Genomic DNA, 16,495 nt, shown 5'->3' with positions numbered 1-16,495 from the left:
GTGGAGAACCAGAGCGCCGCCACGGCCGTGGCCCCGGGCGACCCGGCACCGGCCGCCGGCCCGCTCAGCACGGGCTCGCGCGCCACCCGGGTGCTCGGCGCCATCAGCCTGGTCGGCATCGCCGCCCTGGTCCTGTTCGGCCTCGTGCTCACCGAGCCCGACGCCGAGCTGGGCGAGACCATCCGCATCCTCTACATGCACGTGCCGACGGTCTCGACCGCGTACCTGGCGTTCGTGATCACCGCGGTCGCGTCGGTCATGTACCTGTGGAAGCGGACCGAGTTCTGGGACCTGCTCGCAGCGTCGTCGGCCGAGCTCGGCGTGCTCTTCTTCGCCCTCACGATCCTCAACGGGATGCTCTGGGGGAAGATCACGTGGGGCGTCTTCTGGCGCTGGGAGCCCCGCCTGACCACGACCGCGGTCCTGATGCTGACCTACGTCGGCTACCTCGCCGTGCGGCAGATCCCGAACGACACCCGCACCCGGGGCACGATCAGCGCCGTCATCGGGATCATGGCGGTGATCAACATCCCGATCACCCACAAGGCCGTCGACTGGTGGCGGGGCCTGCACCAGGAGAAGACGATCTTCGGCACCGTCGACCCCGACATGAAGGGCCTGCAGCTCTTCACCGCCTACCTGGGGCTCGTCGTCTTCCTGGTCCTCTTCGCCTGGCTGCTGATCCACCGCTTCCGCGTAGCGTGGCTGGCCGAGCGGGCCGCCGACGTGGGCGTCGACGCCGCCATCGCCGAGCGCCGTGCCGAGCGTGCGGCCGGACCGGGGACCGGCGCCCCGCTGGGATCGCTCGACGGACCGGGAGGTGCGGCATGAGCGACGCCGCCTACATCGCCATCGCGTGGATCGCCACGTTCGCCGCCGTCGGTCTCTACTCGCTCTGGGTCGTGCGCCGCGGCCGCAAGCTCTCGAAGGTCGTGCCACCCGACGAGCGGCGGTGGCTGTGACCGACCGCCCCGACCCCTCGCTCCAGGACGACCCCGAGTCGGCCGACGCCCTCCCCCTCGAGGACGGTCCGGTCGCCAGCACCCCCGACGCCGACCGGCTCGACGTCACGCCCCGCACCGGGCCCGGGTCTGCGCCGACCGGGCGCAGCGGGTCCCGCACCCGCACCTACGTCGCGGTGGGCGCGGTGGCCGTCATCGTCATCGGCCTCGGCCTCGTGCTGTTCAACGGGCTCCGGGACGCGTCGACGTTCTTCTACAACGTCGACGAGGTGGCGGCGCAGCGTGACTCGCTGCAGGGCCAGCGGATCCGCGTGCAGGGCAACGTCGTCGACGGCTCGGTGCGCAGGACCGACGACGGCGTTGCGTTCGTGCTCCGGTTCAAGGGCGAGGAGATCCCCGTCCAGCACGTGGGCGATCCGCCCGAGCTGTTCGGTCCGAAGATCCCCGTGGTGCTCGAGGGCGAGCTCGACGGCGACACGTTCCGCAGCGACACGATCCTGATCCGCCACGACGCCTCGTACGACGAGGAGAACGAGGATCGGGTCCGCGAGGCCGAGCGCGACGCGGAGCAGACCGGTGCCAGCACGACGACGGCGCCCGGCGCCGACGAGGAGGGGCCTGCGCTGGGGGGTGCCTCCGGGTGAACCGGGCCCTCGGACTCGCCGGGGTCATCGTCGGGTTCGGCGGTGCCCTGCTCGGCATCTGCGTCCTCGCCGTCGGCCTCCGCACGAAGCGCCCGTCGCTCCTGCGGATGGGTCGCTCCTACGCGGGCGTCGTCCTCGGCGGCGCGCTGCTGGCGTTCTTCGCCATGGAGCGGGCGCTGATCACCCGTGACTACACGGTGCAGTACGTGTTCGACCACGGCTCGTCGCGCACCCCGCCGCTGTTCAACGTGGCGACGCTGTGGTCGGCGCTGGAGGGCTCGATCCTCCTCTGGGGCCTGGTGCTGGCCGGCTACACGTTCGCCGTCGCGAACAAGTTCCGGCGCCGGCTGAGCGATCCGCTCGTCGCGTGGGCGCTGATCGTCATGTTCGCCGTGGCGGTGTTCTTCTTCGGGCTGATGCTCACCGCCACGAACCCGTTCCACGGCGTCACCCCGCCGCCGGGCTACGACGGGCCGGGGCCGAACCCGCTGCTGCAGAACCACATCCTCATGGCGTTCCACCCGCCGATGCTCTACCTGGGCTACGTCGGCTTCACGGTGCCGTTCGCGTTCGCGATCGCCGCGCTCGTGACCGGCCGCGTCGGGGAGGGGTGGCTCGTCGAGACCCGACGCTGGACTCTCTTCGCCTGGATGTTCCTCACCGCCGGGATCGTGCTCGGTGCGTGGTGGAGCTACGAGGTCCTCGGCTGGGGCGGCTACTGGAAGTGGGACCCGGTCGAGAACGCGTCGTTGCTGCCGTGGCTGACGGCGACGGCCTACATCCACTCGGTGATGGTCCAGGAGCGGCGCGGGATGCTGCGCGTGTGGAACCTGTCGCTCCTCTGCGCCACCTTCTCGCTGACGATCCTCGGCACGTTCCTGACCCGCTCCGGCGTGGTCGAGTCGGTGCACGCGTTCTCCAACGGGACCGTCGGGCCCCTGCTGCTCGGGTTCTTCGCGGTCGTCGTGGCGGTGTCGGTCGGGCTCATCGGCTGGCGCGGCGACCGGCTGAGATCCCCGGGACGGATCGATTCGGCGGTCTCGCGCGAGGGCGCGTTCCTCGCCAACAACGTGGTGTTCGCCGCGTTCGCGTTCGTCGTGCTGCTCGGCACGGTGTTCCCGCTGATCGTCGAGGCGATCAACGACGACCGGCTCTCGGTCGGCGTGCCCTACTTCAGCCGCATGACGATGCCGATCGGGTTCCTCCTGCTGTTCCTGATGGGCATCGCGCCGGTGCTGCCATGGCGGAAGGGGACCGGCGAGCTGCTCCGGGACCGCCTCTGGTGGCCGGCGTGGGCCGGCGTGGCCACCGTGGTGTTCGCCGTCGCCGTCGGGGCGACCGGCTGGGCCGCGCTCGTGGCGTTCGGCCTCGGCGGCTTCGCCGCGGGTTCGGCCATCCGCCAGCTGTTCCTCGCGACCCGCCGCCAGGGGTGGCGGGGCCTGGTGGGCCGGGCCAACGGAGGGATGGTCGTGCACCTCGGCGCCATCCTCGTCGGCGTCGCGTTCGCCGCCTCGATGAGCTACGTGCGCCAGGCGGAGTTCCAGCTCGAGGAGGGCAGGACCGCCACGGTCGCCGGCCACACCGTCGAGTACCTCGGCTCGAAGACCGTCGAGACGGCGAACCGGGTGGAGCTCATCGCCCGGGTGCGCGTCGACGAGGACCGGGTGTTCGAGCCCCGCCTCCACAAGTACCGGGTCGACGGGCAGACGATCGGCACCCCGTCGGTCCGCGTGGGGCCCACGAACGACGTGTACCTCGCGCTCACCAAGGCCCCATCGGCCGAGGGCGGCGCCATCGGCCTCCGCGTGATCGTCCAGCCGCTCATCATCTGGCTGTGGGTGGGCGGCATCGTGATGGTGCTGGGGACGCTGCTGGCCCTGTTCCCCGGGCGTCGGCGCCGCAACCCGCTGGACCCGGTGTCGGCGCCGATCCCCGCCGGCGCCTCCGGCGGCCCGCCGAACGACGACGAGACCGGTGACGCGGCCGCGGTGCCCGACCGCAGCACCGCTGCGGCGGCGAGCGACGACGGCCCGGGCGGCGACGGCCCGGGTGGCGACGACATGGGTGGCGACGGGTCGGAGGGCGGCCGGGATCCCGACGTCGACCCCGAACCCGAGGAGGTGCGGGCGTGAGGCAGCACCGCGCCGCGGTCATCGCCGGCATCGTCGGTGTGGCGCTCGCCGCCCTGATCGCCCTCTTCGCGTTCAGCCCCAAGGGCGAGGACCCGGCCGAGTCGGCGTCGAGCCCGCTCGTCGGCAAGCTCGCTCCGGCGCTCGCCGGCTCGACGGCCGACGGCCAGGCCTTCGACCTCGACCAGCACCGCGGGCAGTGGGTGCTCGTCAACTTCTTCGCCACCTGGTGCCCGCCGTGCGTCGCCGAGCACCCGCTGCTCGTCCAGCTGTCCGAGCAGACCCAGGGCAGCCTGCAGGTGGTGAGCGTGGCCTCGGGCGACACCGCGGACAACGTCGTCGACTTCTTCGAGAAGAGGGGCGGGGACTGGCCGGTGCTGGTGTCCGACACGGACGACGCGTCGATCGACTACGGCCTCATCAAGCTGCCCGAGTCCTACCTGATCGCCCCCGACGGCACGGTGGTGCAGAAGCTGGTCGGCGGCATCGACGAGGGCGAGGTCGCGGCGATCGAGCGGCGGATCGCCGAGGGGACCGGTTCGGGCGCCGCGGCGGGGAGCGGCTCGTGAGCGCCGTCGCCGCGCCGTCGACCGCCGGACGACCCCTCGGCCGCCGGGTGCGCCAGCAGTGGTGGTGGTGGGCGCTGATGGGCGTCATCGTCGTCGTGGCGATCGTGGTCGGCGCCGGCTCACCGCCCAAGACCGGCGCCTCCGACGAGCGCCTCTTCTCGATCGCCGGACGGCTGAAGTGCCTGCAGTGCGTGGGCGAGTCGATCGCCGCGTCGCAGTCGCCGATGGCGGTGCAGTTCCGGCAGGAGATCCGGGACCGCATGCAGCAGGGCGACACCGACGACGAGATCCTGAACTTCTTCGCCAGCAGCTACGGCCAGGAGGTCCTGCTCACGCCCCCGGCCACGGGGATCGGCGGCCTGGTGTGGATCGTCCCGGTGGTGGTGGTCGCCGCTGCGGTGCTGCTGCTCGCCGGCACGTTCCGGCGGTGGCGCCGCGAGCGCGAGGAGCACCACGCGACCGACGACGACCTGGCGCTCGTGGCCGACGCGCTCGCCGACCGGCACCCCGGCCAGGGCGGCGCGACGGACCCCGGCACCCCGGCCGGGGGACCGTGAGCACCGCCACGCGCCTCGACCCCGACCGCCTGGCCGAGCTCGAGGAGGAGCGGGACCACCTGCTGTCGTCGCTCGAGGATCTGGAGCGGGAGCACGACGCCGGCGACCTCGACGACCACGACTACGCCGAGCTGAAGGACGACTACACCGCCCGCGCCGCCGAGGTGATCCGGGCGATCGAGCAGCACCGGGAGCTCGCCGAGCGCAGCCGCCCCGAGCGCAACGTCGGCCGCACGGCCCTCGTCGTCGTGGCGGTCCTCGCGGTGGCGGTGGTGGCCGGGCTGCTCGTGGCGCGGTCCTCGGGCCAGCGCGGCTCGGGCACGATCACCGGGAACGACGACACCGTCCGGCAGCGGCTGGCCTCGTGCCAGACGCTGTCGTTCCAGAAGCCGGCCGAGGGCATCGACTGCTACGCCGACATCCTCGAGGGGTCGCCCGAGAACCTGGACGCGCTGACGTACCAGGGCTGGGCGTACATCCGGGACGACCAGGTGGAGAAGGGCGCCGCCAACCTGGCACGGGTCGTCGACCTCGACCCCGACTACCCCGACGCCCGGGTCTTCCGAGCCATCCTGCTGTCGCGGGCGGGCGAGGCCGCCTCGGCCAAGGGCGACGCCGCCACCGCGCGCGAGAGCTTCCTCGCCGCGGCGTCCGAGATCGACCGCTTCTACCGCAACGACCCGCCGACCGTGGCCGTGCAGGTGCTCCAGCAGGAGGGCCTCGAGCGGACGATCTACTTCAACCTGATCGACCCCGCGGTGTACTCGTGCTGGCAGCGGGCGGCCGAGGGGAGCGACGGCAGCAGCGCCATCGACCAGGCCTTCCTCGATGCGCTCGGCGGCTGCCTCGACGGCGTGATCGCGGCGGACCCCAGCTCGGTGGACGCGCTCCTCTCGAAGGCGCTCACCGTCGGGGGCACGGCCGACGCCGACCTCGTCGAGGCCCGTTCGCTGGCCGAACGCATCCTGGCGATCGACCCCCAGGACCCGAACGGGCTGCTGCTGCAGGCCTCGCTCGACCTCACCGAGGGACGGCTCGACGAGGCCAGCGCCCTGCTCGACCGCCTCGACGGCATGGCCCGTCCCACGGCGGCGTTCCTGATCGGCCCGCCTGAGGACATGCGGGTCGCGATCCAGCGGGCCCGGACCGGGGGCGCGTCGGCGACGACCCTGCCCGGCGACCCCTCCTCCGGCGCCCACGAGTCGACGCCCACGACGCGACCTCCGGCGTCGGTGTCGACCGTGCCCGGTGCCCCGACCATCCCCAACGCCGGCGGCGGCTGACCTGAGGCGCGCCGCCCGGGGTCAGCGAGCGACCGCCGGCCTGTCCCGGGAGATCGACTCGCTCCGCCGCCGGACGCGAGACCTCACCGGAACTGGCACTGCCGCAGGAAGTTCCGCCACCAGCCCCATGCGTGTCCTCGCGGCCGGTGGTGGGGCTTGTGGTGGGGAGGGCGGTCGCGCACCGTGGTCGTCGTCACCGTCGGGACGGTGGTGCTCGTCGTCGTGGTCGTGCTGGCGGTGGTGCTCGTCGTCGGCGCCGTCGTGGTGGTCGTGGTGCTCGGGGTGGTCGACGTGGTGGTGGTCGTCGGCGCCGTCGTCGTCGTGCTGGCGGTGGTGCTCGTCGTCGGCACCGTGGTGGTGGTCGTGGTGCTCGGGGTGGTCGACGTGGTGGTGGTCGGCGCCGTCGTGGTCGTGGTGCTCGCGGTGGTCGACGTCGTGGGGGCGGTCGTGCTGGTCGTCGTCGGCACCGTGGTGGTGGTCGTCGTCGAGCCACCGGCTCCGATCGTCGTGCTCGCGAGGACCTGCGGGGCCGGCGAACACGTGACCGAGATCGTGCCGATGTGGGTCAGGAGCACGTTCACGTCGAGGGCCAGGCCCAAGGTCACGACACCCGGCTGGTACGTGACCACGGCGCCGGCCCCGGTCACGGAACCGGTGACGGCGTGGGAGATGGTCGCGCCGGCGACGAGCGGCACCGACTGGGAGGCGACGAAGCTCGACAGGGTCGTCGGTGTGCCACCCGTGACGCCGATCCTGAACGTCGCGTCCTTCGCCGTGACCGAACCCAGCCCGAGCGCCTGCGCACCCGAGACCAGCGCGGCCGGCAGCACCGCGGAGAAGTCGAACTGGGTGCTGTACGGCGTCCCGGCCGGCGCGGACGCCGGGACCGTGGAGACGATGGTGATCGCCAGCGTCGGGTTCGCCTGGAAGTTCGGGATCGTCGACGCCAGCAGCGCGAGCACCTGCGCCGAGGACTGGACGCCGTTGCCCGGAGCGCCGGTGTAGGCGGCCTGGTCGTTCGTCGACCCGGAGCACGTGTAGAGGACCGACGACGAGACGGCAGCCGCTTGGACGACCGCCGCCTGGGGCGACACCTCCGTCGCCCTTGCCGTCTGCGGCGGGCTCTGGGCGCATGCGGCCGCCAGCGCCACGAACGTCAGCACTGCGCAGAGCATCAGCGTCGATCGACGCCGGGGCACTCGTCCCATGGTTCCCCTCCGAACCGTCGAGGCAGCACCGACCCCCACTGCCAGCTGTCGGTCGGTCGCCGAGCCGCCGTCGCTGACGCTAGTGGGCGGCCGCAGGGGGCGACAACAGGTTCGGCGCCGGGCGCGCCGGCAGCTCGCGGGCTGATCCAGCGGCTCGAGCTCAGTCCGGCGTCAGCGCGAGGAGCATCGCCGGAGTGTCGATCGAGAAGTGCGCCCGGACCGCCTTGCCGCCGACCACGGTCCAACGGTGGACCTCCGCGATGGCGAACGCCGACCCCGTGGCGTTCACCGTGCCGACCGTGCGGCCCACCTGGATGACGTCGCCGTCGGCGGCGAAGATGCTGTCGATCTCGACCTGTGAGGTGATCGTCCCGGTCAGGGCGGCGGCGAAGTCGAGGAAGCCGTCGTGGCCCTCGAACCGTCCGCCCCACGGCAGTGCGGGATCCTGGGTGATGACGACGTGCTCGTCGAGGAGCAGCGGGAGCTGCTCGAGGTCCCGGGCGGCCATGGCCGCGTAGATCGCGTGCACGGTCGCCACATCCGACTCGTGCGGTTGGTCGCTCGTGCTGCGCAGGTCGCCGGCCATGGGTCGAGCGTAGGTCGCGACCCGTCCTCGGTCTCGATGGATCCGATGGCCGGGCTGCGAGCGGCGAGGGTGACCGCCCGGGCCGACCGCCCCGCTGGCCATCGCATCCGATCCGTCGAGCCCGTCAGTAGCCTCCGCCCATGAGGATCCTGCTGGTAGGCGCCGGCGGCGTGGGCGACGCGTTCTGCGCGATCGCGGCACGTCGCGAGTTCGTGGAGTCGATCGTGGTCGGCGACATCGACCCCGCCAAGGCCGAGCGGTCCGCCGCCCGCGACGACCGGTTCACCGCCACGACCCTGGACGCGTCCGATGCGGCGTCGATCACGGCGGCGGCCACGGCCGCCGGTGCCGACCTGGTGATGAACGCAGCCGACCCTCGGTTCGTCATGCCGATCTTCGACGGGGCGTTCGCGGCCGGCTCGAACTACATGGACATGGCCATGTCCATCTCGGAGCCGCACCCGGACCGGCCCCACGAGCTGACCGGCGTGAAGCTCGGCGACCGCCAGTTCGAGAAGGCCGACGAGTGGACGGAGCGAGGCCTGCTCGCGGTGTGCGGCATGGGCGTCGAGCCCGGCATCGCGGACGTCTTCGCCCGCTACGCCGCCGACGAGCTGTTCAGCTCGATCGACGAGGTCGGGATCCGTGACGGCGCCGACATGGTCGTGCGCGGCTACGACTTCGCGCCGACGTTCTCGATCTGGACCGTCATCGAGGAGTGCCTGAACCCACCGGTCGTGTGGGAGCGGGACCGCGGTTGGTACACCACGCCGCCGTTCTCCGAGCCGGAGGTGTTCCGGTTCCCGGGCGGGATCGGCGACGTCGAGTGCGTGAACGTCGAGCACGAGGAGGTGCTCCTGGTCCCGCGCTGGATCGACTGCGACCGCGTGACGTTCAAGTACGGCCTCGGCGACGAGTTCATCCAGGTCCTCGAGACGCTCCACAAGCTCGGCCTCGACGGCGTCGAGCCCGTCACCGTCCGGGGCCAGCAGGTCTCACCGCGCGACGTCGTGGCGGCGTGCCTGCCCGACCCCGCCTCCCTCGGTGACCGCATCGAGGGGAGGACGTGCGCCGGGACGTGGGTCACCGGCGTCGGACGCGACGCCACGGGTGCGGCCACGGGCCCGCGGGAGGTGTACCTCTACCACGTCGTCGACAACGCCGAGACGATGGCGCGGGACGGCGCGCAGGCGGTCGTCTGGCAGACGGCCGTCGGGCCGGTCGTGGCCTGCGAGCTCATCGAGTCGGGCCGCTGGAGCGGCGCGGGCGTCGTCGGGCCCGAGGCGCTGCCGCCGGTGCCGTTCCTCGACCTGCTGGGCGGCGAGTACGGATCCCCGTGGGGGATGGAGGAGCGCACGCCTGGGGGCTGAGATCGCCCCCTCGGCCCACAGGCGTGCGACGTCGATCGGACGTCCTTCCCCCCAGCCTCCCTCCGAAGGCGGATCCGTTCGCAGCCGGGCGGGTCAGTGCCCGATCGTGCTCGAGTACACGTAGTGGGCGGCGTCGCTCTGGAAGTCGAACGTGGCGTTCGACGGCACGAGCGAGCCCACCTTGATCTTCACCGAGCTCGGCAGGCCCGAGATCGGGATGAAGCCCTGCTCGAGGCCGGGCTGGAAGATCCCGCCGATGGCGAACGCCGTGTTCAGCAGGTCCGTGAACGCCCCGGCGGTCGGCAGCAGGATCTGGACGCCGACGCCGACGATGTCGTCGGGGTTGCCGAGACCCTCGATGAAGGCGGCGAGGAAGCCGCCGACGGCGTTGAGGAAGTTGCCGAGGTTGGCCACGATCAGGTCGATCAGCTGCTCCTGGGTCGGCGGCACCGCGGAGCCGGCGATCAACAGGTTCAGCGCATCGTTCAGGACCGGGACCAGCGCCGAGCCCAGGGCGTCGGAGATGGCGCAGCCGCTGAAGATGCCGTCGCGCTCCATGGCGAACGTCAGCGTGCCGAAGATCTCGAGCGGGGCCGTGCCGAGCAGCACGTCGCCGATGTCGAGGTTCTGGGCCTCGGGGAACGTGACGTCGGCGGAGCCGGCCGGGACGGCGAGCGTCGTCCCGTCGGGAGCGGCGTCGGGCGCCGGCAGGGCGCCGGCGTAGCACTGCGACGAGATCTGGGCGGCCGACGAGCCGGCCACGCCGAGCTTCGAACGGAACCCGACCTGGATCACGTACGGCTCGTCGCCGACGTCGTTGTCCTCGCCGTCGACGACCTTGATGGTTCCGGGCTTGACCTTCCAGTCCGTCGGGGCAGGACCCCCGATGGTGCAGGCAGCAGCCACGAGCGAGAGCGCGACCACCAGCGCGCCGACAGCGGTCATCCGCTTCATGAGACCCTCCCAGGTCAACCCCAGTCGACCCCCCGGCCGAACCACGGCAGCGTAACCCATGGGCAAGGAGATGTGCCCGATGTCTCGATCGGGTCCTCCGGCCTCGCCGTCGGATTAGACGCGGACGGGCGTGTAGATGCCGGTCGCGAAGGTGTCGCCGTCCCAGTGGCGCAGCGTCCAGACCGAGCCCTTGGCGCAGCCGCTCTTGCCGGGGACGACCATGCCCCGGCGCTGCGCCCGGCTGATCACCTCGGGGATCACGTCGCCATGGCTGCACAGCACCGCCGAGCTGCCGGCCAGGCGCTCGACGAGCCCCCACGCGTCGTCGATCGAGGTGCCCTCGGCGAGGTCGTCCTCGACCACCACGTCGAGGCCCATGACCTTCGCCAGCGGCTCGACCGTCTGGCGGCACCGGAGCAGCGGGCTGCTGAGCACGGCGGTCGGGGACTCGTGTCGCAGCCAGTCGGCCAGGCGCTCGGCCTGGAGGTGGCCGGTCTCGTCGAGCGGGCGGTCGGCGTCGTGCGGGTCGCGGTCGTCGCGGACGCCGGCCGACCCGTGGCGGACGAGGTAGAGCGTCATCGGGGCCGGTGCCGTGCGATCGCGGTCGCGTGCATCCGGCCACGGTAACCGTCAGCGCGAGGTCCCCGGCACCGGCGGGCCCGTGCCGGTCGGCCCCGTGCCCGACGGGTCAGGGCCCGGGAGGGCCGACCGACCCGTCGTTGCGGTCGTTGGCGCCGAAGCGGGTCCAGTCGCCGATCGCCGCGGCCTCGGTGGGCAGCTGCCACACCAAGAGGTGGCCGTCCCGGCGCGTGATCGCCACCTCGGCCCGGCCGTCGCCGTCCCAGTCCCCGAACCCCGGGGTGCCGACGGCCCATCCGCCGGTCACCTTCGGCCACCCGCGGGCGGGGACGCCGTCGCCGTCGACGGCGTCGAGCATCTGGACGCCGTTGGCGGCGACCACCTCGTTGCCGCCGTCCCCGTCGACGTCGGCGATCGCCGGCGTGACGAAGAACGCGACGTCGGCCGTGACCCGGGGGAAGCCGTTGCGCACCGATCCGTCCACGCCCGACCACGCGGTGAGCTGCGGATCGCCCGCCTGGTCGTTCGACAGCAGCGTGTCGATGGCGCGCCCCGCCCCGGTGGTGGGCGCGGCGACGTCGAGCCCGACGGGGGAGCCGAGCCGGCCGATCGCCGGGCCACCGAACGCGCTGGTCAGCGCTGCGGTGTCCGCGCTGTTGGTGCCGGGACCGACCGCGCCGAGCCAGCCGAGCGCGACCTGCACGCCGAACGGGCGGCCGTAGGGCGTCCGCCCGTCGGCGTCGAGCACCATCGTCTGGCCGCTCACCGACGAGGCGACGACCTCGGGTCCGCCGTCGCCGTCCACGTCCCCGATGGCCGCTTGGGCGGCGACCCCGTCGCCGATCGTCGGGAGCACGCTGGTCAGGAACATCGGCAGGGCGACGGGCCAGCCGGGCAGGAAGGGGGTTCCCGAGGTGGCCGAGGTGCCGTCGGGGGAGATGGCGAACAGCCGCGTGTTGCCGCTCCGGCCGGGCAGGCCGAGTCCGGGGAAGGCGGCCGGCCGCTCGTCGTACTGCTCCTGCGTGCCGACCACGACCTCGGGCCGGCCGTCGCCGTCCAGGTCCCCGAGGGCCGGCGTCACCACGATCTCGCCGCCCTGGCCGGTCGCCTCCGGGTCCCGGAACGAGACCGCGTGCGAGTCGGCATCGATCGCCGCGACCTGCGCCGGGTCGACGACGAGCACGGGGAACCCCTCGAGCGGCGTGCCGTCGGCGTGCCACGCGTAGACGTGGCGGTCCATGGCCGCGGCGACCACGTCGAGCCCTCCGTCGCCGTCGAGGTCGCCGAGCGCGGCGCCGCCGACGAACCCTGGCTTCATCCGGTTGCGCTCGTCGGTGCGTTCGCCCCTGCTGAACCGGGGGTCGCTGCGCATCGTGGCCTTCGTGCGGCCGTCGGCCCCGTACACGTGCACGCCGCCCTCGAGGTCCGCGACGACCACCTCCGGGGCGCGGTCGCCGTCGAGGTCGGCGACCGCCGGGGCGCCGATGCCGGACGCGCGCGCCGGCTCGGCGATCGCGTCGGCGCCGGCGGTGGGCGACCCGGGGTGCCAGTACGGCGCCGCGCCGGTGCTGACGGGCCACCCCGGGAGCTCCCGCTCGGCGGCGTCCGGCGAGCGGAGGGCGTGGACCAGCCCGTCGTCGGTCGCCACGAGCAGCTCGTGGGCGCCGTCGCCGTCCAGATCGGCGAACGCCGGGCTCGCCGCACCGGCCCCCGGGACCTCGGGCGTCGGGATGCGGTCGGGGTCGTCGTGCACGACGACGTGGCGGTGGTCGATCCCGACCCGTCCGTCGGCATCGGTCACGACGACGCGCAGCCGGACCGTGAACCGGTCGGGATCCGGCGTGCCGACCGCCGTCGTCGGGGTGCCCCGACCGCCGTCGGGCAGCGCGGCGGCCACCGCCGCGAGGTCGAGCTCCCCCAGGTCGCCGTCGAGCGGGGCGGTGAGCCCCGTCCCCGAGCCGACGACGTGCCACTCGTCCCGGCCCGGCCACGGCGGGGGCTGCAGTCCGGTCGCCCACTCCACCCTGTAGGAGAACGACGGCGACCTGACCGCGGCGACCCGCCCGGTGACGGCGACGGTGCCCGACGTGGGCAGCAGCCCGAAGCGCGCCGGTCCGGTCAGGTCGGCCTCGGGCGGGATGGCACCGAGCTGCACGGCGCGGACGGCCTCGTACGCGTTGATCCGGCCGTACCCCGTCGTGGCGTCCCAGCCCCGCGACGTGGGGAAGCGGCGCTGGCCGAGGTCGTCGACGTCCTCGTTCGCCGGGTCGTGGACGTTGGGGGTGGAGAGGTCGACGTCGTCGGCGGTGGCGCGGAGCACCTGCGCGACCTCCGCTGCGCTCAGGACGTTCGCGTCCGCGCCGGTCACGCCCGCAGCGACCAGGGCGGGGTGGCGCTGCACGCCGGCGCTCCTCGCGGTCGACTCGAGGAGGCCCACCATGCCCGCCGAGTTGCCGGTGGCCTCGGACGAGCAGCCGTCGCTCGGGACGGTCACCCACGCGATGCCGCCGGTGTTGGTGCACCCGTTGATCGCCAACCCGTCGCGCCGCCCGGTCAGCGTCGCGCCCAGGTCACCGAGGAACCCCGATCCCTCGGTGACCGAGTTGACCGGGATCGTGTGGGACAGCGCGGCCGGCAGGTTGGCGTGCTGGGACTGCTCGTCGGCCATGGACGCCACGACTGGCACGCCGCGCCGCCAGGCGGCGTCGATGGCCGCCTGCGCCTGCGGCGGGGAGTTGATCGCCCCGAGCGCCTCCTGCACGACGTCGGCGCCGGAGTCCAGGGCGAACAGGACCGATGCCGCGAAGCGGCTGCCGTCGGCGATGAACGAGTCGGACACCCGGACGGGGAGGTGCAGGCACCGCGGGCAGGTGCCGGCGGCGCCATGGCCGTCGTGCGCGGCCGTGGAGTCGCGGGCCTCCCCGGTGCCGTGGCCGTAGTCGACGTCGTCGAGGGGGTCGTTGTCGTCGTGGAGGAAGTCCCACCCCGAGATGTCGTCGACGTAGCCGTTGCCGTCGTCGTCGGTGCCGTCGGAGAACCCCGGCGTCAGGATCAGGTCCTCGGGATCGAGGAGCCGGTTCGCGTTCCGGTCCTCCACCCGGGGATCGGCGGCGAAGTCGGCCACGGTGAAGCGACCGTCGCCGTCGCGGTCGTACGGGTCGGCGCCGACCGCCTGCGGGGCCCCTCCGGGATCGCCCTGCGGCGCCGGCAGCTCGCCGCGGTTGAGGTACGCCTGGTCCGCCAGGTCGGCCATCGCGCCGGCGTCCCGCCACCTGATGCCGGAGTCGATCACGGCGATGACGACGTCGGGCCGGCCCCGGTCGACCCCCCACGCCAGGTCGACCGCTGCGCCCAGCTGGCCGCAGTGCCGGTGCGGTGACGCGGCGCTGCCGTCGTCACGGAACGAGCCGAACCGGTGGTCGTCGGGATCCCACTCGCCCGGCAGGGGACCTGCGGCGACGCCGTCGTAGCGCCACGCGCCGCAGTCGAGGGGCTCGGGATCCGTGCCGTGCAGGACCGCCGGTCGCCGGTCGGGGACCGCCGGCGTCGGACCGGTGGCCGACGTCGGCGGCGCCGCGGTGCACGACGCCGCGACCGCGACGGTGATGGCGATGACCGCGGACGTCCGCCGGACCCGGCGAGACGGCGTCGACCGACGACGGTGCACCATGTCGTCCCCTCCTGCGCCACCAGCCCCCCGGCGCGCGGCCTGAACGTAGCTCAGCGGACCGCGGCGGTGGCCGGCCGTCGGGCGGGGCCCCACCGGGCCCGCCGGCTCACCGCTCGGCGAGCACCCCGTGCTCCGCGAGGAAGCGGGCGGTCGAGGTGCGCGCCACGTGGACGTGGGCTCGCAGCCCGGCCGTGCGGGCGCCCTCGACGTTCTCGGGCAGGTCGTCGACGAACAGCGCGTCGGACGGCTCGACCCCGAGCGACGAGCACACCAGTCGGAACACGTCGGGGTCGGGCTTGGCGATCCCGAGCTCGGCGGTGTTGAAGACCTCGTCGAACTCGTCGAGGAGGTCCAGGACGTGCAGGTCGCGGCGCAGCCGCGTGGTGCCGTTGGACAGCAGGGCGACGGTCGTCGTGCCGCGCACCGCCCGGAGGAGCTGCAGCATCTCGGTGTCGACGCGGCCGACGTTGGCCTCCCACTCGTCGATCGCCCCGGCGACGTCGGGCCCGTGCTCGCCGATCACGCGCTCGCGGATCGCTGCCATCCACTGCGGGAAGGTGAGGCGGCCGGTGACGGCGGCCGGACCGAGCTCCGGCGAGAACGCGACCGTGATGATCGTGCGGGGCGGCAGCCCGAACGCCTCCTCGACCTGGTCGAGCTCCTCGTCGTTCCACTGCCGGAACACCCCGTCCAGGTCGAAGATGACGACCGGCGCGGTGCGGGCGGCGGCGGCGCTGGGCTGGTCCGGCATGGCGACCAGTCTGGCCGACGCCGGCGACGTGCCATCCGGTCGCAGCCGGCCTGCCGACACCCGCAGCGGGCGGGAGCGGTCAGCTCCGCAGCGAGCGGAGGTCGGCCAGCACGCGGGGGAGCGCCTCGAGGAGCAGGTCGACGTCGGCGTCGGCGCTCGACCAGCCGACCGACACCCGCAGCGAGCGGTGGGCGTCGACGCCCATGGCCTCGAGCACGGGTGACGGCTCGAGCGACTCCGACGAGCAGGACGAACCGGAGTGCACCGCCACGCCGGCCCGGTCGAGGCCGAGCAGCACGGGCTGCGGCTCGAGGTCGGCGAACGTGAGGCACACCAGGTGGGGGAGCGCGCCGTCGGCGGGCGCCCCGACCACGTCGAGGCCCTCGGCGCCGACGGCCCAGGCCCGGATCCGGTCGGTGAGGGCCCGGCAGCGCGCGGACTCCTCGTCGAGCCCGCCGACGGCCTCGGCGGCCGCCGCGGCCAGCGCCACGGCGCCGACCACGTCCTCGGTGCCGGCACGGCGCGCCCGCTCCTGGTCGCCGCCGACCAGCAGCGGCGGCACGCGCACCCCGCGGCGGACCAGCAGCGCCCCGGTCCCGGCCGGCGCGCCGAACTTGTGGCCCGAGATCGACAGGAGGTCGGCGCCGAGGTCGACGAAGTCGATGGGGACGCGGCCGGCCGCCTGCGCGGCGTCGACGTGCACGAGCACGCCGCGCTCCCGGCAGGCCTCGACCACCTGCCGCACCGGCTGGAGGGTCCCGACCTCGTGGTTGCCCCACTGGACGTGCACGAGCGCGGTGTCGGGTCGCACGGCTCGGAGCAGCGCGTCGGGGTCGACGCGGCCCGTGGCGTCGACGCCGACGACCGACGACGGTCCGCGGGCGGCCCACTCGCGCACGGCGGAGTGCTCGACCGCGGGCAGGACGACGTGGCCGGGACCGTCGCCCCGGTCGGCGGCCCGGGCCCGGGCGCCGAAGGACGCAGCGGCGATCGACTCGGTGGCGCCCGAGGTCAGCACGACCTCGCGGCCGCGCGCCCCGAACGCGGCGGCGACGCGCTCGCGGGCCTCCTCGAGGGCCACGCGGGCGGTCATGCCCTCGTGGTGGATGCGACCGGGGTCGCCGAGCGGCGGCCCGTCGAGCGCCGCCCGGATCGCCGCGGCCGCGGCCGGCCGGAGCGGCGAGGTGGAGGCGTGGTCCAGGTAGGCGCGCGACACGGGGCGGTCCGCGGTGG

At 73.8% G+C, this 16,495-nt stretch carries 15 protein-coding genes; 9 read left to right on the top strand and 6 right to left on the bottom strand.

The window, feature by feature from the left end; translation table 11 throughout:
• The 8 genes from ccsA (at position 1) to LH044_RS07010 (ending at position 7,149) form a co-directional block, all read left to right on the top strand.
• Positions 1–831: a cytochrome c biogenesis protein CcsA gene (ccsA, locus tag LH044_RS07040; RefSeq protein ID WP_227759091.1), complete on the top strand. Its 831-nt coding sequence runs from the start codon at positions 1–3 to the stop codon at positions 829–831.
• Positions 828–962 (top strand): hypothetical protein, encoded by a 135-nt coding sequence (locus LH044_RS21835; protein WP_255626095.1) that lies wholly within the window; start codon positions 828–830, stop codon positions 960–962. The genes ccsA and LH044_RS21835 overlap by 4 nt, the downstream gene beginning before the upstream one ends.
• Positions 953–1,606, top strand: a complete 654-nt coding sequence (locus tag LH044_RS07035) for a cytochrome c maturation protein CcmE (protein ID WP_227759090.1) — start codon at positions 953–955, stop codon at positions 1,604–1,606. The genes LH044_RS21835 and LH044_RS07035 overlap by 10 nt, the downstream gene beginning before the upstream one ends.
• Positions 1,603–3,738: a heme lyase CcmF/NrfE family subunit gene (locus LH044_RS07030; protein WP_227759089.1), complete on the top strand. Its 2,136-nt coding sequence runs from the start codon at positions 1,603–1,605 to the stop codon at positions 3,736–3,738. The genes LH044_RS07035 and LH044_RS07030 overlap by 4 nt, the downstream gene beginning before the upstream one ends.
• Positions 3,735–4,304: a TlpA family protein disulfide reductase gene (locus LH044_RS07025; protein WP_227759088.1), complete on the top strand. Its 570-nt coding sequence runs from the start codon at positions 3,735–3,737 to the stop codon at positions 4,302–4,304. The genes LH044_RS07030 and LH044_RS07025 overlap by 4 nt, the downstream gene beginning before the upstream one ends.
• Complete coding sequence (locus tag LH044_RS07020) at positions 4,301–4,861, top strand: cytochrome c-type biogenesis protein (RefSeq protein WP_227759087.1); 561 nt, start codon at positions 4,301–4,303, stop codon at positions 4,859–4,861. The genes LH044_RS07025 and LH044_RS07020 overlap by 4 nt, the downstream gene beginning before the upstream one ends.
• Positions 4,858–6,144, top strand: a complete 1,287-nt coding sequence (locus LH044_RS07015) for a tetratricopeptide repeat protein (protein ID WP_227759086.1) — start codon at positions 4,858–4,860, stop codon at positions 6,142–6,144. Before LH044_RS07020 ends, LH044_RS07015 begins: the two co-directional genes overlap by 4 nt.
• Positions 6,145–6,327: 183 nt before the next feature.
• Entirely contained in the window at positions 6,328–7,149 is an 822-nt protein-coding gene (locus LH044_RS07010; RefSeq protein ID WP_227759085.1) for a hypothetical protein, read from the top strand.
• Between the two features lie 363 nt (positions 7,150–7,512).
• On the opposite strand, the gene LH044_RS07005 is transcribed toward LH044_RS07010, so the two are convergent.
• On the bottom strand, positions 7,513–7,938 hold the full coding sequence (locus LH044_RS07005; RefSeq protein WP_227759084.1) for a nuclear transport factor 2 family protein: 426 nt from the start codon (positions 7,936–7,938) through the stop codon (positions 7,513–7,515).
• A 140-nt stretch (positions 7,939–8,078) separates the two neighbouring features.
• Between LH044_RS07005 and LH044_RS07000 the strand changes: the two genes are divergently transcribed.
• Complete coding sequence (locus LH044_RS07000) at positions 8,079–9,308, top strand: saccharopine dehydrogenase family protein (protein ID WP_227759083.1); 1,230 nt, start codon at positions 8,079–8,081, stop codon at positions 9,306–9,308.
• A gap of 93 nt (positions 9,309–9,401) precedes the next feature.
• On the opposite strand, the gene LH044_RS06995 is transcribed toward LH044_RS07000, so the two are convergent.
• From LH044_RS06995 to LH044_RS06975, 5 genes are all read right to left on the bottom strand, one after another.
• Positions 9,402–10,253: a hypothetical protein gene (locus LH044_RS06995; RefSeq protein ID WP_227759082.1), complete on the bottom strand. Its 852-nt coding sequence runs from the start codon at positions 10,251–10,253 to the stop codon at positions 9,402–9,404.
• Positions 10,254–10,376: 123 nt separating this feature from the next.
• Positions 10,377–10,841 carry a SixA phosphatase family protein gene (locus LH044_RS06990; protein WP_227759081.1) on the bottom strand — a complete coding sequence of 155 codons (465 nt, stop codon included), beginning with the start codon at positions 10,839–10,841 and terminating at the stop codon, positions 10,377–10,379.
• Between the two features lie 109 nt (positions 10,842–10,950).
• Positions 10,951–14,511, bottom strand: coding sequence for a S8/S53 family peptidase (locus tag LH044_RS06985; protein ID WP_227759080.1), 3,561 nt, complete (start codon positions 14,509–14,511; stop codon positions 10,951–10,953).
• Positions 14,512–14,617: 106 nt separating this feature from the next.
• On the bottom strand, positions 14,618–15,262 hold the full coding sequence (locus LH044_RS06980; RefSeq protein WP_227759079.1) for an HAD-IA family hydrolase: 645 nt from the start codon (positions 15,260–15,262) through the stop codon (positions 14,618–14,620).
• Positions 15,263–15,341: 79 nt separating this feature from the next.
• Positions 15,342–16,478, bottom strand: coding sequence for a cysteine desulfurase family protein (locus tag LH044_RS06975; RefSeq protein WP_227759078.1), 1,137 nt, complete (start codon positions 16,476–16,478; stop codon positions 15,342–15,344).
• Between the last annotated feature and the right edge of the window lie 17 nt (positions 16,479–16,495).

Source organism: Dermatobacter hominis (assembly GCF_020715685.1).
Taxonomy (GTDB): domain Bacteria; phylum Actinomycetota; class Acidimicrobiia; order Acidimicrobiales; family Microtrichaceae; genus Dermatobacter; species Dermatobacter hominis.
This window is presented reverse-complemented; position numbering and strand designations above follow the sequence as displayed.

Bases quoted from the DNA above. Each gene is read 5' to 3' on its own strand.
- LH044_RS21835 (WP_255626095.1), top strand. From the start codon at position 828: ATGAGCGACGCCGCCTACATCGCCATCGCGTGGATCGCCACGTTCGCC.
- LH044_RS07005 (WP_227759084.1), bottom strand. From the start codon at position 7,938: ATGGCCGGCGACCTGCGCAGCACGAGCGACCAACCGCACGAGTCGGAT.
- LH044_RS07000 (WP_227759083.1), top strand. From the start codon at position 8,079: ATGAGGATCCTGCTGGTAGGCGCCGGCGGCGTGGGCGACGCGTTCTGC.
- LH044_RS06995 (WP_227759082.1), bottom strand. From the start codon at position 10,253: ATGACCGCTGTCGGCGCGCTGGTGGTCGCGCTCTCGCTCGTGGCTGCT.
- LH044_RS06990 (WP_227759081.1), bottom strand. From the start codon at position 10,841: ATGACGCTCTACCTCGTCCGCCACGGGTCGGCCGGCGTCCGCGACGAC.
- LH044_RS06985 (WP_227759080.1), bottom strand. From the start codon at position 14,511: ATGGTGCACCGTCGTCGGTCGACGCCGTCTCGCCGGGTCCGGCGGACG.
- LH044_RS06980 (WP_227759079.1), bottom strand. From the start codon at position 15,262: ATGCCGGACCAGCCCAGCGCCGCCGCCGCCCGCACCGCGCCGGTCGTC.